The following is a 23,416-nucleotide window of genomic DNA, read 5'->3' as shown; positions in this document are numbered from 1 at the left end:
CGGTTTCGGAAAAGAAGGCCGCTATTGTCACCACCCTGATTCACAAGTTCGACAAGGCACTTAACGTTAAAAAACACCGGGAGGAGTCCGTTGATATTTTCATGCTGGTGGATGAGGCGCACCGCACTCAATTCAAGAATTTGCAGGCCCGGATGCGGCAGATGTTTCCGATGGCATGTTACCTAGGCTTTACCGGAACTCCGCTGATGAAGAAGGAGAAGAATAACTTCCTCAAATTCGGCGGTCTGATTGAACCTCACTACTCTATTAAGCAGGCAGTAAAAGATAAGGCGGTAGTCCCTCTCCTCTATGAAGGACGCTACGTGGAAATGGAGCAGAACAAGGCTGCCATTGATCTCTGGTTTGACCGCCATACACAGGGACTTACTGTAGGGCAGAAGGCTGACCTTAAAAAGAAATACGCGCGGGCCGAGATGCTGAACAAGGCCGACAAGGTCATTTATATGCGGGCCTTTGATATCAGCGAGCACTTTCGCCAGAACTGGCAGGGCACTCCATTCAAGGCCCAGTTGGTCGCGCCGGGTAAGCCGGCGGCATTGCGATATCATGCGTTCCTGAATGAGTTCGGACATGTTACTTCAGAAGTGATAATATCACCGCCGGATACACGGGAGGGTTTTGAAGAGGTTGAAGCGGGGCCGGCAGATGAACCAAAAGGTGAGATAGTCCTGTTCTGGCAAAAGATGATGAAGCGATACGGCTCTGAGGAAGAATACATCAAACAGATCGTCAGCCAGTTTCTGTATGGAGATCACCCGGAAATCCTGATCGTCGTTGATAAATTACTGACAGGTTTTGATGCGCCGCGTAACACGGTTATGTATCTATGCCGCACCCTCAGGGAGCATACCCTGCTGCAGGCGATTGCACGTGTGAACAGGCTCTATGAAGATGAAACCCTCGGTGCAGAAAAGGATTTTGGTTATATCGTTGATCATGCCAGTATCCTTGGCGAGTTGGACCAGGCTCTAACAATGTATGCCGATGCAGGTCTGGAGAACTTTGACGAGCAGGATATCGAAGGCACGCTCACATCAATCCACCAGGAAACTGCTAAGTTGCCGCAGGCCTACTCTGATCTCTGGGACCTCTTTAAAGAGGTGAAGAACCGCTACGATGAGGAGGCATATGAGTTGTTGTTGAGCGATGCCTCGCTGCGGGAGGAGTTTTATCAGCGGCTGGCGGACTACAGCAATATACTTGCAATGGCGCTATCCACCGAGCAGTTTATGATGAATACTCCTGATGAGAAGCTAACGCAGTACAAAAACACCCTCAAACGATTCCATAACCTTAAGGCATCTGTGAAGCTTCGGTATGCGGAGTCCATTGACTACCGTGACTATGAGCCTAAGATTAAGAAGCTGCTTGATACCCATATTGAGGCGAATCAGGTCATACGGCTAAATGAACCGGTGAATATCTTTGATGATAAAACGTTCGGCATGGTTAAGGAGCAACAGGGCGTTTATGCCGCCAAGACGACGGCCTCAAGGGCAGACGCTATTGCACATGCCACAAAGAAGGTCATCAATGAAAAAATGGAAGAGGACCCTGCCTTCTATGAAAAATTCTCGAAACTGATTCAGCAGGCTATAGATGCGTACAGGTCCAAGCGAATTGCTGACCTGGAATATTTAAAGAAGGTATTGGAAATCAGTGATAAGGTTGTCACCCGCAAGCATGATGATATCCCTGCGAAGCTGGATAATCATGAGGACGCACAGGCCTTCTATGGAATGCTGAAGCCTTTCTTTGAAGAGCAAGTCTCTGATGCTGCGGCATGCGAGGATCTATCAGCCGATGCTGCACTGGCAATTCAGGATATCCTCAGCCGAAATTGGAAGGTTCATTTCTGGGATGATGACGATGTTCAAAATAAGGTTATTAACGATATTGATGATTACCTTTATGATGAGATACAGGGCGCAAGAAATGTTGCGTTATCCACCGAACAAATGGATGAGATTATTGAACGGTCAATGCAGCTTGCACGGCGTAGAATGCCTTCATGAGAACTGCGAATGGAAGCGTTGAGTATGGCAAAGAGAAGATATGCTTTGCTGTCGTCTATACAGACAGGAAGACGATGGAGATAGCCGTGCACCCTGACGCAAGGGTTATTGTAAAGGCGCCAGGAGGAACTTTGTTTGAGACCATTCGAAACCGGGTGGCAAAGCGAGCCCGCTGGATCAGAAAGCAAATCGCCTACTTTCGCGAGTTTGAACCGCACACTCCCTCCCGGCGTTATGTCGGAGGAGAAACACACCTGTTTCTTGGACGGCAGTATAGATTGAAGATAAAAAAACATAACGAAGACGAGGTGAAGCTGAAAGGAGCCTATTTCTATGTGATGACACCTGATCCTGATAATACTCAAAAGATAAAAGACTTACTCGATGAGTGGTATAAGGAGCACGCCCGGACGATCTTCTCACGGCGGTTGGAAGAGTGCTACATACGCGCAAAGAAATTGAATGTCCCGTTTCCTGATATCAGACTGCGCAAGATGTCCAAAAGGTGGGGGAGCTGCAGCAAATCAGGCGACATCCTATTGAATACGGCTCTCGTTAAGGCATCTGTGTATTGCATAGATTATGTTATCATGCATGAGCTTTGTCACTTGAAAGTCCATACTCATAATAAGGTTTATTTCCGGCTCTTATCGAAGTTTATGCCGGACTGGGAAAAAAGGAAAGAACGTCTTGAGAGAGTTTTTATATAGCGACAGGATGAGGTAATTGAAAGGGCGAGAGAGGATGGGATAGTCCTTACACTTTTACATGCTGTAGGCTTGCACGGAAACTCACGTCCTGAATGCATCCCTCAGCAGTTTGCTCTGCCTCTCAAACGCCTGACGCGGATTCTTGGGGTCTTTCATCAGTGATATTTCCTGTGTCAGCAGACGGGATATATTCAGGATATGGGTGTCGCGGTTTTTGACCTCACGCAGATATAACGGATGGTCTCTGTTGATAAAAATCGTATTCCCTTCTGTAAAGCACTCCGGGCCGTCTTCTCCAAAATGGTCAATACAGCATGTAATACCGCTGTAACCCATCTTAAGCCTTTGTATTACGGCATCCGGGGTTAATTTAGAAACAGCAGGGCTCTCCGTCCTCTTTTTCTTCTCTTTTTCCTTTTTCTCTGCCTTCTTCTCACCAACTGTCTCAACCTTTTTCTTCTTGTCTTTTTCAGACACCAGACCGGCGCCGCCCATACCGTCTGTGCCTTCCCCGACAGGAAGCATTCCCTCAGGGGCATAATCCGGATTTATCTTAAGTGACTCCTGCACCCTGTGCAGGGCCTCTCTTAATGCCCTCCTTGCCCCCTTCGTATCTTTTTCATCGGACGATTTCTTCAAATAGGACTTTACATCGTCTATAACTTTTAACATTGCATCATAGAACGCCTTGTACTCCTCAGAGTCTGTGATAAACCCTGACCTATCGGTAGTTACAGGGAGGAAATCTGCAAAGATTAGTCCCCTTACACGGGCCATATCCTTTCCCCATGTATCCATACCAAAATATTCGCGTTTAACGGTTACCTGTTTTACCTTGCACTCTATGCCCAGCGGTTCGGACGTGGTTGTTTTAGCGGAAGGCAGTATAACTATCTCCCCATGAATAGGGCCATAAGGGGTCCCTTCTATAACCGGGAATCTGCGTCCCTGCAATTCCCTGCTCATCACCCTTTTCCCGTTTAGATATACAATAAAATCCTTGTCCCTGATCGGCACCCCCTCAATAAGTCTCTCCTCCACATCTTCTATGTTAAATTTCTTTGTGAGCTTGGACAGGGTAATCGTTGTCCCATCTTCCCTTGAAGCATCATACGGAAGGGTTGTCATCGGAAGATGCCAGTTGTCTTCACTCTCACCCCACTCTTCCTTATCAAAGACCACCTCTGCTGCAAAATCCCCGCTTTGAGTATAAACGGTAAAGCTCCCGCATGCCGAAAGGGTTGCAAACTTCCCTATACCAAACTGTCCAATCCTGTCCCTTTTGAATTTCGGAGATTTGGGATGATGTTTTTTCTCAGGCGACCCTATATTGAAATATTGCTTAAGCCCGTTAAGATCCATGCCGCTCCCGTTATCCTTAATCACAATCTTGTCTTCAGTAATTGTAACGTCCACCACTGATGAATCTGCATCATAGGCGTTGTTGACAAGCTCCCGGATCAATTCAATACTCTGGGTGTAGAGCTTTTCACCTATGGTAATCAGATGGCTCTTGTCAACAGTAATTTCTAATGTCTCACGATTCGGTTCCATAAAGCTTATTATCTCTGCTGAATTTCCTTACGACTATACAGTAAACTGTGCCGTTATTCAAGGAGGTGATGACGTAGGCCATTGACTAACGTGATATTTTTAAATAATATTCATTATTGTAATCAAACTCTTTATTATTAGTTGCCATGTACAAAACAAAAATCTGTGATCATTGCAGAAAGCAAATTAATGCAGCCTTAATGATATGCCCAATCTGCGGAGGGCATATCAAAGATAAGACCGAAGACATACCGCCCTGCTGCCCCCGTTGTAAGAAACCCCTTGTAACTTTTACTCAGAAAAATGAAACAGCCGCTTCCCGACCGGATAATAGAGAGTATGGCAATCTCCCTCCTCCCCCTCAAGGGGAGGGTAGGGGAAGGGATGGGGTATATCCGGGTGACAAATACGAACTATGCCAGGACTGCGGCGGCCTCTGGCTGGACAGGGGCAAATTCCGCATGGCTACAAGGGAATCTGACGTATACAGAGAAGAAAGTCTCATAATTCACGAATACATGAAAGAGCCGCCTGAGGATACTGTAACCTACATCCCCTGCGTCCGTTGCGGCAAGATAATGAACAGAAAAAACTTCGCCAAAATATCCGGTGTAATAATAGATGAGTGCGGCAACCACGGTGTCTGGCTCGATGCAGGCGAACTCGAAAAGATAAGACACTTTATAGCAGACGGTGGTCTTGAACGGGTTCAGGACAGAGAGATAGAAAAAAACCGCGTAGAAATCGAGAGACTCGCCATCAAGGTGGACCAGACAGCCTTTATCCAGAGACTGCTCAATTTCTGGAATTTCAAGAGATGGATGTTTGGGGAATAACTCTGCCTTCTATAACTTCAGGGCCATGAAACCGCCTCATAGATGAAGTGATAAGGTATAAATACCTGAGATGATCTATATCATACCTATAGCCTGAATCTCTGTGTTACTGTCGAAAAACAGCTGTTCTTCTATTAACAAAAATAATTGATAAATAGTTGCTGGTTCGAATACGCACAATGCTGTGGAGGTGATATTTGATAAAAAATGGCAGGAGGGGAGGTGTCAGTAGTTACCGTACAACACAATACGGCATTGATCAGCAGGCTTATTTGCATTAAAAGTTTGTTAAATTCAGCAAGATTGTTCAAAGTGTCAAAACAGGAGGAATAAATGACAAAAGCTTCGGCACGTAACATGTTTATTGGATCAACTTTAGTTGTTTCTGCGATACTGCTGGTACTTACCATAATGTCGCACCAATCATACCCGGAAAGGACTCACCCTGAGAATATTACCGAGGGTGTTGCATGGGGTAAGAAGGTATGGGAGAGGCACGCATGCATAGACTGTCACACACTTTTAGGTGAAGGAGCATACTATGCCCCTGAACTTGGAAACGTCATTGCAAGACGAGGTGAGCCTTATGTGCGCACAGTGCTGACAGTTGCATCAACTGCGGGCTGGGGCAGTACCAGAAAAATGCCGCAGTTCGACCTTTCAGAGAAAGACATAGATTCACTGGTTGAGTTCTTTAAATGGATGGGAAATATCGACACCAATAACTGGCCGCCCAACAAAGAGGGTTAACGAACCTGGCTTGTAATGTATTTAAGAAAAAAATAACAATCTGAAGGAGAGGAATTTTATGGAATACAAATATGAATCACAGCGCGTAGCATATCCGTTTTTTATTGCCGCTATGCTGCTTTTTGCCGGACAGATAATCTTTGGTCTTATAATCGGGTCACAGTACATATGGCCTGACCTGCTTTTTCCGGCTATTCCCTTTAATATAGCCCGAATGATTCACATCAATCTTCTGGTAGTCTGGCTTATTTTCGGTTTTATGGGATCGGCGTATTATCTTCTCCCTGAAGAGGTTGAAGGTGAGGTATATAGTGTCAAGCTTGCCCTTCTGCATTTCTGGCTCTTTCTTATAGGCGGGGTAGTTGCCATAGTAGGTTATCTCTTCCGGTGGCATGACGGCAGGGAGTTTCTCGAACAGCCATTCATTATAAAGGCCGCCATCGTCATTGTTGTGCTGATGTTTATCTTCAACATGATAATGACAATGATTAAGGGGAGAAAGAGGACGAGCGTTTCAATCATACTTCTAACAGGCTTTCTTGGCCTCGCTGTTTTCTATCTCTTTGCATTCTTCAAACCTGATAACATGGTGGTAGACAAGTATTACTGGTGGTTTGTAGTACATCTTTGGGTTGAAGGAGTGTGGGAGCTTATTATGGCTGCGCTTCTCTCTTTTCTTCTTATCAAGCTTACCGGAATTGATCGCGAAGTTGCGGAGAAGTGGCTCTACCTGATAGTCGGTCTTACCTTCCTAACAGGTATAATCGGCACCGGACATCACTACTACTGGATAGGTACACCAGCCTTCTGGCAGACATGGGGCGCATGGTTCTCAATATTTGAGGTGCTTCCGTTTGCCGCGATGGTGGCCTTCACTTTTAAGATGGTCGGCAAGAGGACACGTAATCACCCAAATCGTGCGGCAATTCTATGGACAGCCGGAACGGCGATAGTTTCTTTGCTGGGGGCAGGGGTATGGGGTTTCATGCACACGCTTCCTCAGATAAACTACTTTACCCACGGTACACAGATAACAGCGAGTCACGGACACCTTGCCTTTTTCGGGGCTTATGCAATGATAGTCCTGGCTATGTCATCGTATGCCATGCCTAACATAAGAAAGAGCAGGCCATCTCATCAAAAGGCCGAGATACTTGCCTTTTGGTTAATGGTAAGTTCCATGATGTTTATAGCCCTATCGCTCACGGGCGCTGGTATTGTTCAGGTATACCTGCAGCGCATAATGGCTATGCCATTTATGGAGACACAGAGTCATATGGGTATCTTCTACGGCCTCAGGTTATTCTTCGGCTGCACATTTGCGATCGGGCTTGTCATTTATCTCTATGACTTCTTCTTCCCGGGCAAGGCCGCAAGCCGCGGGATTGCGGCATAAGGAGAATGTTTAGATGACGGTACATACTGAAAGAACCGCACTGCAAGTAAGCGGGACAGGAACAGGGCCGGGAACAGGAATAGAGCCGTTTTATCTCCCTGTCGGAAACGAGGTGGATATATTCGAGGCGGCATACAAGAGCGGCATGGCGGTCCTGCTGAAGGGACCGACCGGCTGCGGCAAGACCCGCTTTGTGACCCACATGTCATGGCGGCTTGGACTTCCAGTTCATACGGTCTCGTGCCACGACGACCTGACGTCATCAGACCTCGTAGGCAGGTATCTTATAAAGGGGCGGGAGACCGTCTGGGTGGACGGGCCGCTTACAAGGGCAGTCAGAGAGGGCGGAATATGCTATCTCGACGAGGTGGTCGAGGCAAGAAAAGACACCACCGTCATCATACACCCGCTGTCTGACGACAGGCGGATCCTGGTCATTGAAAAGACGGGAGAGGAGCTGCACGCACCTGAAAACTTTATGCTGGTCATTTCCTACAATCCAGGATATCAGCATATCCTTAAAGACCTCAAACCGAGTACCCGTCAAAGATTTGTGGCCCTTGAGTTTGACTATCCGCCTGAAGAGATGGAGACGGATATAGTTGCAAGTGAAAGCGGGCTTGATAGAAATACCGTTGCAAAGCTCGTCTCAGCGAGCCGGAAGATGCGTTCGCTTGCAGACTCCGGCCTCGATTCTCATCCCGGTACCAGAATGCTTGTGCATGCTGCAACGCTTATAATAAACGGCCTTTCGGTAAAGGCAGCGTGCGAGGCAGCCATCGTCCAGCCGTTGACAGACGATGCGGAGATTCAGCGCACGATGATGGATATTATAGAAGCCGTCTTTTAAGATGGAACATCTTGTTGGAAAAGGTATTGACAAGGCGATACAGTACCTCTACAGCAGGCGCATGGAAAAATGGGGGGCCGGCAAGGCCCCCTTTCTTCTTACCAGTCATCTGAGAAGATTCGGCATACTGGCTTCAATGGCAGCCGGCAAATCTATGCGGGCAGCCTGCATAAAGGGCGACACCCCTCCAAGGCCATACCTTCAAACCCTGAATAAGATGGCGCACCCTGCAATACTCACTGATCATGGATTCGGATGGAGCGACGGAGAGACCGTATTCCTGCCGCTCTCTATGGTTGATATGCCCGACATGGAAAGGCAGGAGAAACTTACCAGGCTCCTCCTCTTTTTTCTTGCCAGCCAGATACGCCTTAATACATTGAAGACCGCACTCACAAACCGCACGTTATTGGAACAGGACAGGCTCATTGCTGACCTCTATTGGATAATAGATAATATCAGGATAACCTCATTCATTAAAGATGCATATCCAGGTGTCTTTCGCGATTGGGAGGATATTGTTAAATATCTGCTCAGCAGGCGTCCCGGTCCTCAACATACAAACAGGGCTGAATGGCGGATCGAGGAATTTTTAAAAGAGTCGCTCATTGGAACTTTAAGCGGAGTCCAGGTATCATCCGGGTCTGAAGACAGCCTCGGGATGGCACAGGCAATTAAAAAGTCCTGGCAGGATGCCGGTCTGCTGATGAAAAAATACAGGGGCATGGTGCCTTTTACCCCGTGGGGCAAGCTTATACCCGGCAGGATAAAAGAAGGTTTTTTTAATCATGAGGAGATATACGCTACTGATGCTTCCTCTACTGACGCGGAGCAGACGGCTGCTAAAGAAAAATCAGAGACCAAATCCGAAAAACGCAACAGATATGCCGCAAAGAAAACCACCGTTGATGAAGAGCAGAACGAACAGGGCCTTGCCTTAAACATATATGACAAACTTCTCTCATGGGCGGACTTTGTAAATGTCACGCGGCCATTTGATGACGATCCTGATGAAGATTCAGGCGAGAAGGCCGACAACATGGAAGAGTTGACGACCGCTGAGGTCAGGAAAACGACAACATCCGTCTTTGATGCAGATATTGAAAAGGCAGATGATTATTCTGCGGCGTCAGCAAGGGAAATAGATACAAAAAAGGTTTTCTTATATCCGGAATGGGATTACCGTAAAGGTACATATATTAAGGATGCCTCCAGACTCAGCGAGTTTATAGCGGCTGGTGCGGGAGCAGAGGCAGTAGACGCCATTCTGAGAGATAAGAAGGGTGTGATAAAAGAGGTGACGCTCAAGTTCGAGGCGATAACCCCTGCTGCAACGCTAAAGAGCAGGCAGTTGGATGGAGATTTTATAGATTTTAACGCCGCAGTGGAGGCATTTTCAGACTATGAAGCAGGCATAACGCCCAGCGACAGGCTCTACGCAACATACACCCGAAACGAGCGTGACATATCCGTGCTGTTCCTCGTTGATCTAAGTATGTCAACTGACGGATGGGTTGGCGACCACAGGATCATAGACCACGAGAAGGAAGCCCTTGTGATCCTGTGCGAGGCTATGAGTAAGCTCAGGGACAGGCACGCGATATACGGTTTTTCAGGCAAGACGACCAGGAACTGCCGCTACTATCACATAAAGGGATTCAACGAGACCTATGGAAACACAGTTAGAGAGCGTATAGGTTCACTGATACCCTACCACTATACAAGGATGGGCCCGGCCATAAGGCACGCAACAAGCAAATTGCAGAAAGAGACTTCAAGGGTACGGTTACTATTTCTTCTCTCTGACGGCAAACCAAATGACCTTGACGCATACGAGGGACGCTACGGGCTGGAGGACACGCGCATGGCAATTAAAGAGGCTGAGAGGGAAGGTATAATCCCATTCTGTCTCACTGTAGACAGCAACGCTCGAGAGTATCTGCCGGGACTTTTTGGCAAAGGGAATTACGTGGTGGTCTCGGGGGCTGACAAGCTGACGAAGAGACTGCCTGATCTTTATGCGAGGATAATACAGCAGCTCTGAGGCTCTCATATAGAATTAAGAAATTATGTTTTCGGAGATGACTTAATAGTCATATTACGAAATGAGGTATAGGCCATAGCACTGAAAATGAGAGACTATCGCGGGCCGACCACACTTCCGTATCCCATGCTAATTTATTCACTGCTTATTAAATTCCTAAAAATCCGGGAATGCACTGACGTGGGTCAGTCCGACATATGATGGCCGATGGTTTGATCCCTGACCTTACGTTTTGCTGGTTCCGTCAGCGCTGCTCGTGACATGACGTTGAATAACGTTCATTGCGAGTGAGATCATCGAGCCGACATCGCTCAGGGTTGCCGGCAGTATCATCGTATTTCCTTCCTGTGCAAGTTTACCGAACTGCGTTAGATAATTATCGGCAACACGTAGTTGCACCGCCTCAAACCCACCGGGATGCTGAATCGCTTCGGCGACCTTGCGTATCCCGTTAGCTGTGGCATCAGCGATGGCGAGGATGGCTGCCGCCTCACCTTCGGCTTCGTTGATTTGCTGCTGTTTCTTCCCTTCGGAGGCCTTGATCGCTTGTTGCTTCTCGCCCTCTGCACTATTGATGGCGGCATCTCTTTGTCCCTCGGAGGTCAAAATGAGCGCCCGCTTTTCCCGCTCTGCGCGCATCTGCTTCTCCATTGCCGCAAGGATATCCTGAGGCGGTGTGATATTCTTTATCTCATATCGCATGACTTTGATGCCCCACGGCTCGGAGGCTTTGTCCAGTTCACTGACGACCTGGGTGTTGATGTTGGTCCGTTCTTCAAAGGTGCGGTCCAATTCAATCTTACCGAGCTCGCTGCGCAGTGTCGTTTGGGCGAGCTGGGTGATACCGAAAATATAATCGCCGATGCCATAGGAAGCACGCTCGGGATTAAGAGCCTTCAGGTAAAGCACACCATCCACGGAAACTTGCACATTATCTCTTGTAATACAAACCTGTGGCGGTATATCGATGGCCTGCTCCTTCAAAGAATGTTTGTATCGAACCACGTCGAGGAAGGGAATGAGAATATGAAATCCCGCGTTGAGCGTCCCGCTGTATTTTCCCAGTCGCTCAACTACGAATGCGCTCTGTTGCGGAACCACGACGGCCGTCTTTGCAACGATAACGATAATTACAACTGCCAATATGATGACGACAACTAATCCGCCCATGCTTTCCTCCGTTTCAGTTTTGTTCAGCTCGAACAAAGATTGTGAGGCCTTCAACGCGTTCTACTTTACAGCGCTCTCCGCGCAACAAGGTTCGCTCTCCAATGTTGCGCGCGTTCCAGGATGTCCCGCGCATCTCGGCTTTGCCGACGCTGTTAACCGGGACTTCTTCCATCATCACAGCTATTTCGCCAACCAGGCTGTCGACGTCGTCTCGGCTTGTGCCTTGCGTAAGCTGGAGAAGCCGTCCGCGAAAGAACCAAAGGGTGACAACGGACGCTACACAGAACAGAATAACTTGAAACCAGGCAGGGCCCGCTGCATCCAAACCGGCAAGGGTACCCACCACTATGGCACCTATGCCGAAAAAGATAATATAAAAGCCGCCTGGTGTAAGCAGCTCACCCAATAACAGTGCAAGACCTAACAGTATCCAGATCCACCATTCCATTATATTCTTTTACCCCGTTGCACACCAGGAATTTGCTTTTCTGAGGTTTCGGTTGTCATGTGATTGAATCAAGTATATTCTTCTTCTAACAATCTTGCTATTTCTTCTGTCTCCCTCTGATTCCGTCCGGTGCTTTGAATTACCATTCCTAAACCCTGCGAATAAAATTTGTTGTTCTGCTATTCCACGGCAATGAGTTGATGATGCCATTTACATACTGACTATTTTTTATCTGTCTTGCGAAGGCGTTTAAAACATCAGTTCCGTGGTCTGGTCTTAAATGAATCTGCTTATCATTCGGGTTCAATGGTGAAGCGATGGCGTTTTTTTATCAATGTTGATGAGAGCCGGATTGAACGGCTTGTCCATCAACTTCACCTTTGGGTCTATACCTTCTTGTTCAACATCTTCCTGCTGTAGATTCAACAGGTTCAGCGTCTTGAGGTCAACCGGATCAAGTGTATTATCCTTTTTCATTCGCAATAGAATATCCTTTTTCGAGGTCAGAATAGCAGGATAAGATTTATGTGTCAATGTAGATATTGCCTGTGGTATATGGAGGGAGGCTTTACAAAATATTAAGACATTGTCAATTTTATCCATCATTAATAAACACAAATAAGTCTGATAATACACTTTGAATATGATAAAATACATCAACAAGAGTAATTATAGAATCAGTTAAATTTATGAAGAATAAATATTGAGAAAAATAATTTTATCTTTGCATACTTCTCTTGATAGTTTTGTTGCTGATATTAAAGGAAATGTTGATTGGATAAATATTGATGATGAAATATTTGAGAGCGTTGGGTTATTAACGTATTATTTGTATTATTATAAACCAGAAAGGAGAAAAAAATGAAAGCATTAGTTTATTATAGCGATCATAATATCGCTTTGGAAGAAAGACCAAAACCAACAATCATCAAGCCAACAGATGTAATTGTAAAAGTTTTAAAAACAACTATTTGTGGAACTGACTTAGGCATCTACAAAGGCAAAAACCCTGAAATTGAAAGTGGACGCATTCTTGGTCATGAAGGTGTAGGTATTGTTGAAGAAATTGGGGATAGCGTTTCTCAGTTTAAAAAGGGAGACAAAGTTTTGATTTCATGTATTACTTCTTGTGGTTCCTGTGAATATTGTAAAAAACAAATGTATGCACATTGTAAAGATGGAGGCTGGATTTTAGGTCACATGATAGACGGCGTACAAGCAGAATATGTGAGAATACCTCATGCCGATAATAGCTTACATAGAATCCCTGAAAACATTGATGATGAAATAGCTGTTTTGTTAAGCGATATTCTGCCTACTGGTCATGAAATAGGTGTTCAATATGGAAATGTAAAACCCGGAGATGAAATTGCCATAGTTGGTGCTGGTCCTGTTGGGATGTCTGTACTTTTAACAGCTCAGTTCTACACTCCTTCTAAAATAATCATGATTGATTTAGATGACAACAGACTTAAATTAGCCAAAGAATTAGGCGCTACACACACAATTAATTCTGGAACTACGAATGCAGAAGAAGCCATTAAAGAAATAGTTGGCGACGATGGTGTTGATGTTGCTATTGAAGCTGTTGGAATTCCTCAAACCTGGGATATTTGCCAAAAAATAGTAAAACCAGGAGCTCACATTGCCAATGTAGGAGTACATGGCAAAAAGGTAGATTTTGAAATTGAAAAACTATGGATTAAAAATCTTACTATAACTACTGGACTTGTTAACACAAATACAACTCCAATGCTGTTAAAAGCGGTTTCTGCTAATCATATGGATTTAAAGAAAATGATTACACATCATTTCCTTCTTTCAGAACTTGAGCATGCTTATCAAGTGTTTTTAAATGGTGCTGAAGAAAAAGCAATAAAAATTATTATTAATAATGAATAACTATTGCTAAAGGAATAATCCAAAGTGCACGGATCAATTTTACGATGGTAGCTGTTTCAAGAGCTTTAGCCCCATTCGTAGTCCATGGCAGGGGCCAGCAATAGAGGGCGGAAAACAAGGCGCACTTTTTACCGGCCGGACCGGTGACACAAGGAGCAGTCGGAAATGCCCGGCAAAAACCAGGACAGCTTGATCCGCTCTCTGCGGAATCCATCGGTCTACCCGCACGACAGCGATCGGTTTCAGCTGATCGAAACCCATATCTCGTGGGTTTTCCTGTGTGGCCCGTATGCCTATAAGATCAAAAAAGCGATCAATCTCGGGTTCCTGGATTTTACGACACTGGATCAACGCAAATTCTATTGCGAAGAGGAACTGCGCCTCAATGGCAGACTGGCGCCCGGACTCTACCTGGCGGTAGTTCCCATTACCGGCACGCCGGCGCAACCGCTACTGGGTGGGTCCGGCGAAGCAATCGAATACGCGGTGAAAATGCGCCGTTTCCCGCAGGACGCACTGCTGAGCCACAGGGTAGATCAGCATCGCCTGACAAATACTCACATAGATCAGATCATCGCACAGGTTGCGGACTTCCATCAGACCATTCCGGCGGCAACCGGGGAGACCGAATACGGCGATCCGGAGCACGTCGCGGCTCCGGTGCGTGAAAACTTCATTCAAATTCAACAACGTCTGCGCGATTCCCGGCATGTTCAATTGCTCGATCGCGTGAACCGATGGGCGGTACACGAACACCAGGCGCGCTATGAGCAGTTTCGACAAAGAAAACAACGGGGATTCATTCGTGAATGCCACGGCGATATGCATCTGGGCAACATGGCGATCGTTGACGGCCGGCCGGTCATCTTCGATGGCATCGAGTTCAACCCCGATCTTTACTGGATTGACGTGATGAACGAAGTGGCCTTCCTGTGCATGGATCTCGAGGACCGCAAAGAGCGTAATTTTGCCTTCCGTTTCCTGAACGGTTATCTGGAACGGACCGGAGATTATGCGGGTATGCGGGTATTTCGCTACTATCTGGCTTACCGCGCCATGGTGCGGGCCAAGGTGGCGGATATTCGTTCGAGTCAGGAAACCAGGTGTGACTCGACAGCGCCGGCCGCACGGGAATTCGAGCGTTATCTGCAACTCGCCCTCAGCTACACGCAACCGCAACGACCGGTATTGTTCATCACTCACGGCTTGTCGGGCAGCGGCAAGTCCACTCTATCGGCCCCCTTGGCCGAACAAATAGGAGCGATAAGAATCCGTTCGGATCGCGAGCGACTGCGTATGTTTGGTAAAGGCAAGCGGCAAGGTGAGGAGGCAACTATCGGAGAAGGGGTGTATTCCCAGGACGCGACCCGTCAGACCTATGCGAAACTTGCGGAACTCGCCGGGATTGTTCTGGACGCCGGGTATTCCGCGATCATCGACGCGACGTTTCTCGGACGTCAACAACGAGATTCCTTTAAACAACTGGCGTATCGCCTCGGAGTGCCGATTCGCATCCTGTTCTTTCGGGCCGAAGCCGATGTGCTTCGACAGCGCATTCGGGAGCGCCAGCGTGAAGGCAGCGACATCTCGGAAGCAGATCTCAGTGTACTGGAACATCAGCTCGCGGTGTACGCGGGACTTTATGAGGATGAGCGGAGCTACACCGTTACCATTGACACCGAATCGGTCTCCGAGTCGGTGCAGATCCTTGCGCTGGTCAATCAGTCTTTGTAACAGGCGTTTCGATGCCGGTTACTAAACCCAGTTGACAGAAAAATCTTGTACTGATACATTAATCTCGGATAAGCGAATTCCAAGTGCGACAGTGCGAAAATTATGGTCGTTTCGATTTATGGCCTGTGCCGGTAACATAACTCGGCGATAAAGATATTGTGGTATCAACTTTAATATTGATGCCCTGGATTTTTACCTGAGTTTTTTATCAAGAAAAAAGGAGACGTGTGATGGAGCGCCGAGACATTTATATTACTGAATTTGATCTGAATAGACTCACTGAACTATTAGGAGTCTGGCAAGCATTCAAAGGGAGCACGAGTACCAGCATTCATCTGGAAGGCTTAATCGAAGAATTAGACCGGGCGCATATTGTTCTCCCAAAAGACATCCCTGCAGATGTCGTCACAATGAACTCACGCGTGCGGCTTTTAGACGTGAGCAAAGGGGAAGAGCTGGTGTATACGTTGGTCTTTCCGCGTGATGCGGATGCTGCGACCGGAAAGATTTCTATTCTTGCCCCGGTTGGAACGGCCATTCTCGGGTGTAGCGTTGGGGAAATGATTGAGTGGCCGGTACCGTTCGGAACACGGAAGTTGAAAATTGTAGAGATTCTCTATCAACCTGAAGCCGCAGGCGATTACCACCTATAAACTTCTCCGGGCACTATCGCTTCAACTAAATTATTATTGAGGGAGTATGGCCTGGATATATCTTTGCATTGCCGGTCTTTTTGAAATTGGCTGGGCAGTCGGCCTGAAATACACTGGGGGTTTTAACAAACTCTGGCCAAGTATTATTACAATTCTAACGATGATGTTAAGTTTTTACTTTTTATCGTATGCAGTTAGAATAATTCCCATCGGAACAGCATATGCAATCTGGACAGGCATCGGAGTTGTGGGGACTGTAATCCTTGGAATAATTTTGTTTGGTGAATCAAAAGAGCTTATCAGGATTTTTTTCATATTACTGATCATAGTCGGAATTGTAGGTTTAAAAATATTCTCAAAAGTTCCTGTTCAATAACTAAATATGAAACACCTATGAAAAATGGCGATACTCAAAACAATAAAAAAATGAAAAAACAAAACAATCCGCTTTTATGCGACACAGAAACCGGAACGTGTGAAATACCAACTCAACAAAATGACTTGGGCCAAACCATCAATATTCAAACAACTGAGAAACCCATAAAGGTAGTTTATTACACTGACCCTATTTGCTCTTCATGTTGGGGCATAGAACCACAATTACGTAAACTTAAATTAGAATATGGAAACTATATTGAGATAGAATATAGAATGGGAGGTTTATTACCTGATTGGAGTTACAATAGCGGTGGCATTGGAAAACCATCAGATGTGGCACAGCATTGGGACGATGTGAGTATTTATTATGATATGCCAATTGATGGAGATGTTTGGCTGGAAGACCCTTTACACTCATCTTATCCGCCATCAATTGCATTTAAAGCAGCTCAAATACAAGACAATAAAAAAGCAATTCTATTTCTTCGGGAGATCAGAGAAATGGTTTTTCTACAAAAGAAAAACATTACAAAATGGGAGCATTTAGAATTTGCCGCAAAGAAAGTAGAATTAGATATTGAGCAATTTAAATCTAATTATGATAGCAAAGCAAAAGAATTATTTAATGAAGATTTGAAATTGGGAAAAGAACTAGGCGTAAGAGGTTTCCCGACAATGTTTTTCGTGGACACAACAGGGAAGAGTGAATGTGTTTATGGTTCAAAACCTTATTCATCTTATGAAAATGCCATTTTAAAGCTTTATCCAACAGCCAATAAAAATGACTACGATAAAAACTGGAAATTTATCTTTTCAAAATATCATTCCTTAACCGCAAAAGAATTTTCAGAACTAACTGGAACACCCAGAAGTCAATGTGAAAAGATTTTAGACGACCTGACTGGAACAGGAACGTTGAATAAGTTGACAATAAAAAATGGAGCTATTTGGAAAATTATAAAACAAATGAATAATGATTAAAAACATTTTTAATCCGGGCAATTATCCCAAAAATATCAACTTTGTGTTGTTGCTACTCCGCTTCATTGCCTCTTACGAGGGACGCGACGGGCTGGAAGACACTAACATGGCAATTAAAGAAGCCGAAAGGGAAGAATGATCGCTTAAATTTCATGTCCGCCACACCTGTCCTTGTAGCAGCTACAAATGATAAAAAGATTACCTGCATTTGCTCGCACCTGACTGCTTATTATAGAGGGAAGGATGCAAGAAAAAGACAGATTGCTTTATTTTTCTGAAAAGGCATCAGTTCAATTCCCTGAAGACCTGCAAGAATTTATAGAACAACTTGATCTGGTGAGGCGTGTTAATAATATAAAGGCATTTCTTACAGAAGATGTTTCGGCAGCGGCTTCAGAAAAGTTGGAGAAATTGACTGACTGCCATGAACCTGAGATAGAAATACGATTTTCCATACTCCGGAAAACATTTGCCCTGACCAAAAAAATTATGAGCCGTTAGCAATTATTGCTGAGAATGCAATTAAAATGGGAATTAAAAAGGCGCAGGAATAAAGAAATACTCTACTTCAACCTGATTCCTTCGATAAGAAAGGAATCACGGGCATTGATAGGAGAGATTCTTTCTATTACCTCTGTTGGTTTTATCAGGTATCCGGCAAAATAAATATCAGTTGGCTGAAACTCTAATTTTGTATTGTCTTCGTTCTTAAAACAAAGTATTGCCGAATCTGGCCAGCGTAATGTCCACGGCATCTTAAAGCTATGCATGTTCACTAATGTAAAGCGGTCAATTATCTTAGCGTCATTCCTTATCTTGCAAGAAAGCCTTTTATCAAGAGATGAGTAAATCTCATGAACTTCATAATGTCCTCCCCTGAAGTTTCTTAGAAAAACTTCTGCTTCTTGCCCTGCTTCGATTACAACTGGGGATTTTCTATATAAGCCGTCGAGAGTATATTCCCGGAAGGAATACTCTTTATCATTAGAAGACTTTTCTGAATACTCAGCATGCAGGGTTACAGTGTTATCCCCCCGGTAGACATTCTTGAACTCAAAACTGAAAATTCTCCCTTTATAACTACCAAATGGCAGGAGTTCTTTTTTGTTTCTGCAAAGGAGCGGTTTATCGGAATACCAGGTATCGGTATCAATACTGTGGAATTGATATGAAAAAGGGGCACTCCCTGTCATTGTAATGGAACAAAGCCCGTCAAAGGGAAATTTGATTTGCTCAGTTAAAGGATTATCTTTCAATTTAATGTTTAATTTTTGTACGACGGTTTTCATACAATAACTTTATTATATTCTTTATAATGACACAAGAAAACTTTATAGAATATGCGATACATAAGGTAATTGATCATTATGCTAAAGAATACCCGATAGATGACTTGTTTGACAAGACCCTGAAATGCATATAAGTTATGCCAGCGGAGGGAAAATATGGCGGAGAGATCCAGAAAAGATGTGGATAGGGAAAAGAAACTGCACAGACTCCTCTCCATCCTTAGAAACCTTGATATTCGTCAACAGTGCACTCCAAAAATCCTGGCACAGGAATTCGGTACTACAGAGCGGAACATCTACAGGGATTTGAATGATCTTGATGCCGCAGGGTTTTCAATTACCTTTGATAGAGAATACAATACGTACCGGTTTACAGACTCGGATTTTTCACTTCGTGACCTGAATCTGAACAGCGGTGAGCTAACAGCCCTCCTTGTCGGGCAACAATTATCTCACAATTTAGGAAAACCTTCTGTAGAAAGGACTGTCTGTGAGAAGTCTAGAAATCACGCGGAAACCTCTTCATGGCTGACATCAGTCTATCAATCCCAGCCGAAGCGACGCATGTAGTAACGCTTCATTGCAGCGGTCAGCAGGACGTAGCCAAGGACGATTCCCGCCAGCCAGCCGAAATAGGGCAGGGGCAGGGGCTGCAGTTTGAAGTAGCCAGCCAGCGGTCCCATCGGCAGGTACACGCCGATGGCGATGATCAGCATCGTCATGCCCAGCAGCGGCCACGAGGCGCGGCTCTGGATGAAGGCTATTTTCGGCGTGCGGATGATGTGCACGATCAGCGTCTGCGTGACCAGACCGACAACGAACCAGCCCGACTGGAACAGCGTCTGGTGGAGCACGTCGTTGGCCTTGAACACATACCATAGAACGGTAAAGGTGATGATGTCGAAGATCGAGCTGAGCGGTCCGAAGAACAGCATGAAGCGGCCGATGCCGGCGGGGTTCCATTGCAGCGGGCGGCGTACCTGTTCGTTGTCCACGTTGTCAAGCGGGATGGCGACCTGGGAGATGTCGTAGAGCAGGTTCTGCACCAGCAGGTGCAGCGGCAGCATCGGCAGGAACGGCAGGAAGATGCTGGCGATCAGCACTGAGAACACGTTGCCGAAGTTGGAGCTGGCGGTCATGCGGATGTACTTGAGCATGTTGGCGAAAGTCTTGCGACCTTCGATCACGCCGCGCTCCAGCACCATTAGACTACGTTCCAGCAGGATGATGTCGGCTGCTTCCTTGGCGATGTCCACCGCGCCATCGACTGAAATGCCGATGTCGGCAGAGCGCAGCCCTGGCGCGTCGTTGATGCCGTCGCCCATGAAGCCGACCACGTGGCCCTGGTCGTGCAGGCTGCGCACGAGGCGTTCCTTGTTGAGCGGTGAGACACGGGCAAAGATCGTGTTCGCCTGGACCGCCTTGGCCAACGTTTCGTCGTCCATCGCATCAATCTGCGCGCCGAGCAGGAACCCGTCCACTTCCAGCCCGACCTGTCGGCAGACCTCAATAGCAACCAACTCGTTGTCGCCAGTGATAACTTTGACCGTTACGCCGTGCTCGGCCAGCGCCTTCAGCGCCGGTTCGGTTGATTCCTTCGGCGGATCAAGGAAGGCTATGAAACCGATCAGCGTCAGCTCCGACTCGTCGGCCTTGGAGTACACCAAATGGTCGGGCAGAATTTCCTTCATTGCCACCGCCACCACGCGCAGGCCGCGTTCATTCAGGCCGCGCAGCACGCCAAGAAACCGCTCACGCCTGTCTTCGTCCAGAGGCCAGGCACGGCCGTCATACTTCACCTGGGTGCAGATATCGAACATTTCCTCCGCCGCGCCCTTGCAGATCAGCTCGTGGTGATCCTCGCGCTCGGCCACCACCACCGACATGCGCCGTCGCTCGAAGTCGAAAGGAATCTCGTCAATCTTCCGGTAGTTTCTGACAATGTCCAGCTCCGTTTTCAGCTCGACATGATCCAGTACCGCGCGATCCAGCAGATTTTTCAGGCCGGTCTGGAAATAGCTGTTCAGATAGGCGAAACCGAGCAACTCGTCCGAGTCGTTGCCGGCCACGTCTATGTGATGGGCCAGTGCGATCTTGTCCTGGGTCAGCGTGCCGGTCTTGTCGGTGCACAGCACGTCCATGGCGCCAAAGCTCTGGATCGCATCCAGCCGCTTGACGATCACCTGCATGCGCGAGAGCACCACCGCGCCGCGCGCCATCGTGGTGGTGACGATCATCGGCAGCATTTCCGGGGTCAGCCCGACTGCCACCGAGAGAGCGAACAGGAAGGCCTCCGGCCAGTCCCCCTTGCTGAAGCCGTTAATGAACAACACCAGCGGCACCATCACCAACGCAAAGCGGATCAGCAGCCAGCTGACGTTGTTGACGCCGAGTTGGAAAGCGTTGGCCTCACCCGCATCGGCTACGCGCGTGACGCGGGTGGCCAGGGTACCGAAATACGTGTCGTTGCCTGTCGCCAGCACCACCGCGGTGGTCGTGCCGGAAATGACGTTGGTGCCCATGAACACCAGGTTGTCCATTTCCAGCGCAGGACCATCGGCTGCACTGGTGTTTGGAAATTTCTCCACTGGCAGGGATTCTCCGGTCATCGCCGACTGGGCCAGGAACAAGTCGGTGGCGGTCATCACGCGGCAGTCTGCCGGCACCATGTCACCGGCCGACAACAGCACGATGTCGCCCGGCACCAGTTCCTTGATTGGGATCTCACGCAGGCCGCCAGAAACGGCATCTTCGTCGGCACGCCGTCGAACCGTGGCGGTATTGCTTACCTGCGCCTTCAGCGTCTGCGCTGCCTGGTTGGAGCTCCGCTCCTGAAAAAAGCGAATCAGTGTGGCCAACACCACCATGGTGGCAATCACCAGCGTGCCCTGCATGTCGCCGGTGAAGTATGATACCGCGGCCAGCACGGTCAGCAGCAGGTTGAACGGGTTGTTGTAACTCAGCCAAAGATGCCGCCACCAGCGCACCGGGCGGTCGTGCTCGACCTCGTTGGGGCCGTGCGTTTCCAGCAGCGCCTCGGCCTGTGTGTCGCTCAGGCCCTGCGATGAAGTATTCAGCTGTGCCAGCAATTCGTCCAGATCGCGGCGGGCCTGTTCGACCAGACGGTGGTTAAAAGGCTCTTCCGGCCGCGTCGTGTGCTTTCCTCGCGTCACTGTCTCAAGGATCGGCTGGCGACGGAACAGGTTTCGGTTGAGGCGTAACACCAGAAATCGGCTGAAAATATTCATGCAATATTCCCCGATATTACTCCATCTTTGCTGTTTTGCCTTATGCTTTTTTTTCATGGAGGGAACGAGCGCTTATTTGGAGGGATTCCAGGCGAACTGGAGCCATGCTAAACCCGGAAGAACCAAAACTCTTTTTGCATCATTAATTCCTTTGTTAACCAAGAATACCTTGTGACGAATCGGTCACAGATTTATTCTTCGACAAGTTCTTTCTTCAGCTCTGAATGGGGGCACAACAGTAATAGTAAACGTCTCCTCAAAGGTCATATACTTATAACTTATTTCCAAAATATTCTTTCAGTACAACTGCGTCGTTATGCTGTTCATCTTTTGCTCCATAAACTAACGTTGTGTTGCCTTTTATTAGCAGTGCTGTTAATTGAGATGCTGCATCATTATTTTTCTTTATTTCACTGATGTATCGTTTTTTAAATTCATTCCATTTAGAAGGATCATGACCAAACCACTGTCGAAGCTCTGTACTGGGAGCAATATCTTTTAACCAGACATCAATTTTTGCTTTTTCTTTGGTTAGCCCTCTAGGCCAAAGCCTGTCAATTAGGATACGTTGTCCATCACTACTTTCTGCCGGTTCGTAAACTCGTTTCAGTTTAATCATATTTAGAGTTTTCCTGTATCCTTCCAGTAATTATTTGCTGCTGCGATTGTCTGGAACTCGATTGCTACCACTTGTGCAGCTGCTGTAAGACTATCCGGATTAGTTGAATACGTTTTACGGCCAGCTTTCAGGACATCCAAGTCAGGTTGAATATTATGAATAGTATGCCGGGCAATAAGCATAGCGAGTGCTCTTCCTGCCTCCGGTGTTTTTGTGATAAGTGTTCCTCCTGGTATAAGCACCAACTCTTCATCAGGCAAGTTGTTCATGTTATGCCTCCTCTCTTCTTAGAACATGAATTGATTGGTTACAAAACAACAATGTTTAATACCCTGAAAACTCTTCTGTCCTGATATTATCTTCATTAAATGAAACATATTTCATATGTATATATGATCATATAATAACTTTTTGTCAATAGAGGACTTTATATTTTTGTAATTTTATAAGGTTGCTACTTTCAGATAGATTATTATGTGAGGCAACTGGTCTTGTCATCTCGAAACTATACGGTGACTCCAGCGGCCTATTCGTCTACTAGCCCGCAGCCTGTTTTTTCCCACATCCTTTTCGTCAAGGTTCATGTGAACATAGATTATCGGCATGCAGCAAACACCCTCTCGACCTTGTAACCCTTCAGTGACGGGGTGGGAAATTGCCTGCTGTCACACTGAACTTGTTTCAGGGTCTCAGCCTCAAAGTCAATTAATTTTCCATAGTCCCGGGCACTTTAAATTCCATAGCTGAAAATCAGCAATCTTTATCAGTACCTCATTATTATTAAACTATCTTTTCTGCGCTTTCACAGATTAAAACGG

The 23,416-nt window shown here is 46.7% G+C and carries 24 protein-coding genes; 16 read left to right on the top strand and 8 right to left on the bottom strand.

Annotation, left to right across the window (positions count from 1 at the left end; all coding sequences use genetic code 11):
- Both IT392_02215 and IT392_02210 read left to right on the top strand, forming a co-directional pair.
- Nucleotides 1-2,036 (top strand): type I restriction endonuclease subunit R (locus tag IT392_02215; GenBank protein ID MCC6543300.1); only part of this gene is annotated, 2,036 nt, incomplete at its 5' end.
- Nucleotides 2,033-2,746 carry a M48 family metallopeptidase gene (locus tag IT392_02210; GenBank protein ID MCC6543299.1) on the top strand — a complete coding sequence of 238 codons (714 nt, stop codon included), beginning with the start codon at nucleotides 2,033-2,035 and terminating at the stop codon, nucleotides 2,744-2,746. The genes IT392_02215 and IT392_02210, both read left to right, overlap by 4 nt.
- 81 nt (nucleotides 2,747-2,827) lie before the next feature.
- Here IT392_02210 and IT392_02205 read toward each other — a convergent pair whose 3' ends face one another.
- Nucleotides 2,828-4,300 (bottom strand): ATP-binding protein, encoded by a 1,473-nt coding sequence (locus IT392_02205; protein MCC6543298.1) that lies wholly within the window; start codon nucleotides 4,298-4,300, stop codon nucleotides 2,828-2,830.
- A gap of 200 nt (nucleotides 4,301-4,500) precedes the next feature.
- Between IT392_02205 and IT392_02200 the strand changes: the two genes are divergently transcribed.
- From IT392_02200 to IT392_02180, 5 genes are all read left to right on the top strand, one after another.
- Complete coding sequence (locus tag IT392_02200; GenBank protein MCC6543297.1) at nucleotides 4,501-5,136, top strand: zf-TFIIB domain-containing protein; 636 nt, start codon at nucleotides 4,501-4,503, stop codon at nucleotides 5,134-5,136.
- A gap of 333 nt (nucleotides 5,137-5,469) precedes the next feature.
- Nucleotides 5,470-5,886, top strand: coding sequence for a cytochrome c (locus IT392_02195; protein MCC6543296.1), 417 nt, complete (start codon nucleotides 5,470-5,472; stop codon nucleotides 5,884-5,886).
- A 58-nt stretch (nucleotides 5,887-5,944) separates the two neighbouring features.
- Nucleotides 5,945-7,282, top strand: a complete 1,338-nt coding sequence (locus IT392_02190) for a cbb3-type cytochrome c oxidase subunit I (protein MCC6543295.1) — start codon at nucleotides 5,945-5,947, stop codon at nucleotides 7,280-7,282.
- Between the two features lie 13 nt (nucleotides 7,283-7,295).
- Nucleotides 7,296-8,132, top strand: a complete 837-nt coding sequence (locus IT392_02185) for a CbbQ/NirQ/NorQ/GpvN family protein (protein MCC6543294.1) — start codon at nucleotides 7,296-7,298, stop codon at nucleotides 8,130-8,132.
- A 1-nt stretch (nucleotide 8,133) separates the two neighbouring features.
- Entirely contained in the window at nucleotides 8,134-10,176 is a 2,043-nt protein-coding gene (locus tag IT392_02180; GenBank protein ID MCC6543293.1) for a VWA domain-containing protein, read from the top strand.
- 225 nt (nucleotides 10,177-10,401) lie between these two features.
- Here the strand turns inward: IT392_02180 and IT392_02175 are convergent, their stop codons facing one another.
- The 3 genes from IT392_02175 to IT392_02165 form a co-directional block, all read right to left on the bottom strand.
- Nucleotides 10,402-11,346 (bottom strand): paraslipin, encoded by a 945-nt coding sequence (locus IT392_02175; GenBank protein ID MCC6543292.1) that lies wholly within the window; start codon nucleotides 11,344-11,346, stop codon nucleotides 10,402-10,404.
- A gap of 13 nt (nucleotides 11,347-11,359) precedes the next feature.
- The gene (locus tag IT392_02170) at nucleotides 11,360-11,794 is read right to left on the bottom strand and encodes an NfeD family protein (protein MCC6543291.1); all 435 of its coding nucleotides are present in this window, start codon (nucleotides 11,792-11,794) and stop codon (nucleotides 11,360-11,362) included.
- A 303-nt stretch (nucleotides 11,795-12,097) separates the two neighbouring features.
- Nucleotides 12,098-12,271, bottom strand: coding sequence for a hypothetical protein (locus IT392_02165; GenBank protein MCC6543290.1), 174 nt, complete (start codon nucleotides 12,269-12,271; stop codon nucleotides 12,098-12,100).
- Nucleotides 12,272-12,497: 226 nt separating this feature from the next.
- On the opposite strand from IT392_02165, the gene IT392_02160 reads away from it, so the two are divergent.
- The 8 genes from IT392_02160 to IT392_02125 all read left to right on the top strand — a co-directional run bounded on the left by IT392_02160 (nucleotide 12,498) and on the right by IT392_02125 (nucleotide 17,943).
- Entirely contained in the window at nucleotides 12,498-12,659 is a 162-nt protein-coding gene (locus tag IT392_02160; GenBank protein ID MCC6543289.1) for a hypothetical protein, read from the top strand.
- Nucleotides 12,656-13,696: a zinc-dependent alcohol dehydrogenase family protein gene (locus IT392_02155; GenBank protein ID MCC6543288.1), complete on the top strand. Its 1,041-nt coding sequence runs from the start codon at nucleotides 12,656-12,658 to the stop codon at nucleotides 13,694-13,696. Before IT392_02160 ends, IT392_02155 begins: the two co-directional genes overlap by 4 nt.
- 165 nt (nucleotides 13,697-13,861) lie before the next feature.
- Nucleotides 13,862-15,430: an AAA family ATPase gene (locus tag IT392_02150; GenBank protein MCC6543287.1), complete on the top strand. Its 1,569-nt coding sequence runs from the start codon at nucleotides 13,862-13,864 to the stop codon at nucleotides 15,428-15,430.
- Between the two features lie 230 nt (nucleotides 15,431-15,660).
- Nucleotides 15,661-16,083, top strand: a complete 423-nt coding sequence (gene rnk, locus IT392_02145; GenBank protein ID MCC6543286.1) for a nucleoside diphosphate kinase regulator — start codon at nucleotides 15,661-15,663, stop codon at nucleotides 16,081-16,083.
- A 46-nt stretch (nucleotides 16,084-16,129) separates the two neighbouring features.
- Nucleotides 16,130-16,459, top strand: coding sequence for a quaternary ammonium compound efflux SMR transporter SugE (gene sugE / locus IT392_02140; GenBank protein MCC6543285.1), 330 nt, complete (start codon nucleotides 16,130-16,132; stop codon nucleotides 16,457-16,459).
- Nucleotides 16,460-16,509: 50 nt separating this feature from the next.
- Nucleotides 16,510-17,442, top strand: coding sequence for a DsbA family protein (locus tag IT392_02135; protein ID MCC6543284.1), 933 nt, complete (start codon nucleotides 16,510-16,512; stop codon nucleotides 17,440-17,442).
- Nucleotides 17,435-17,581, top strand: a complete 147-nt coding sequence (locus IT392_02130) for a hypothetical protein (protein ID MCC6543283.1) — start codon at nucleotides 17,435-17,437, stop codon at nucleotides 17,579-17,581. The genes IT392_02135 and IT392_02130 overlap by 8 nt, the downstream gene beginning before the upstream one ends.
- A 104-nt stretch (nucleotides 17,582-17,685) precedes the next feature.
- Nucleotides 17,686-17,943 (top strand): hypothetical protein, encoded by a 258-nt coding sequence (locus IT392_02125; GenBank protein ID MCC6543282.1) that lies wholly within the window; start codon nucleotides 17,686-17,688, stop codon nucleotides 17,941-17,943.
- Between the two features lie 62 nt (nucleotides 17,944-18,005).
- Here the strand turns inward: IT392_02125 and IT392_02120 are convergent, their stop codons facing one another.
- The gene (locus tag IT392_02120; protein MCC6543281.1) at nucleotides 18,006-18,731 is read right to left on the bottom strand and encodes a hypothetical protein; all 726 of its coding nucleotides are present in this window, start codon (nucleotides 18,729-18,731) and stop codon (nucleotides 18,006-18,008) included.
- Nucleotides 18,732-18,887: 156 nt separating this feature from the next.
- On the opposite strand from IT392_02120, the gene IT392_02115 reads away from it, so the two are divergent.
- Nucleotides 18,888-19,301, top strand: coding sequence for an HTH domain-containing protein (locus IT392_02115; GenBank protein ID MCC6543280.1), 414 nt, complete (start codon nucleotides 18,888-18,890; stop codon nucleotides 19,299-19,301).
- Here the strand turns inward: IT392_02115 and mgtA are convergent.
- From mgtA to IT392_02100, 3 genes are all read right to left on the bottom strand, one after another.
- On the bottom strand, nucleotides 19,274-21,979 hold the full coding sequence (gene mgtA, locus IT392_02110) for a magnesium-translocating P-type ATPase (GenBank protein ID MCC6543279.1): 2,706 nt from the start codon (nucleotides 21,977-21,979) through the stop codon (nucleotides 19,274-19,276). The genes IT392_02115 and mgtA overlap by 28 nt on opposite strands.
- 271 nt (nucleotides 21,980-22,250) lie before the next feature.
- Nucleotides 22,251-22,598 carry a DUF488 domain-containing protein gene (locus IT392_02105; protein MCC6543278.1) on the bottom strand — a complete coding sequence of 116 codons (348 nt, stop codon included), beginning with the start codon at nucleotides 22,596-22,598 and terminating at the stop codon, nucleotides 22,251-22,253.
- A 2-nt stretch (nucleotides 22,599-22,600) separates the two neighbouring features.
- The gene (locus IT392_02100) at nucleotides 22,601-22,867 is read right to left on the bottom strand and encodes a hexameric tyrosine-coordinated heme protein (protein ID MCC6543277.1); all 267 of its coding nucleotides are present in this window, start codon (nucleotides 22,865-22,867) and stop codon (nucleotides 22,601-22,603) included.
- Nucleotides 22,868-23,416 lie beyond the last annotated feature (549 nt).

It is taken from the genome of Nitrospirota bacterium, assembly GCA_020846775.1.
GTDB lineage: Bacteria > Nitrospirota > 9FT-COMBO-42-15 > HDB-SIOI813 > HDB-SIOI813 > RBG-16-43-11.
This window is presented reverse-complemented; position numbering and strand designations above follow the sequence as displayed.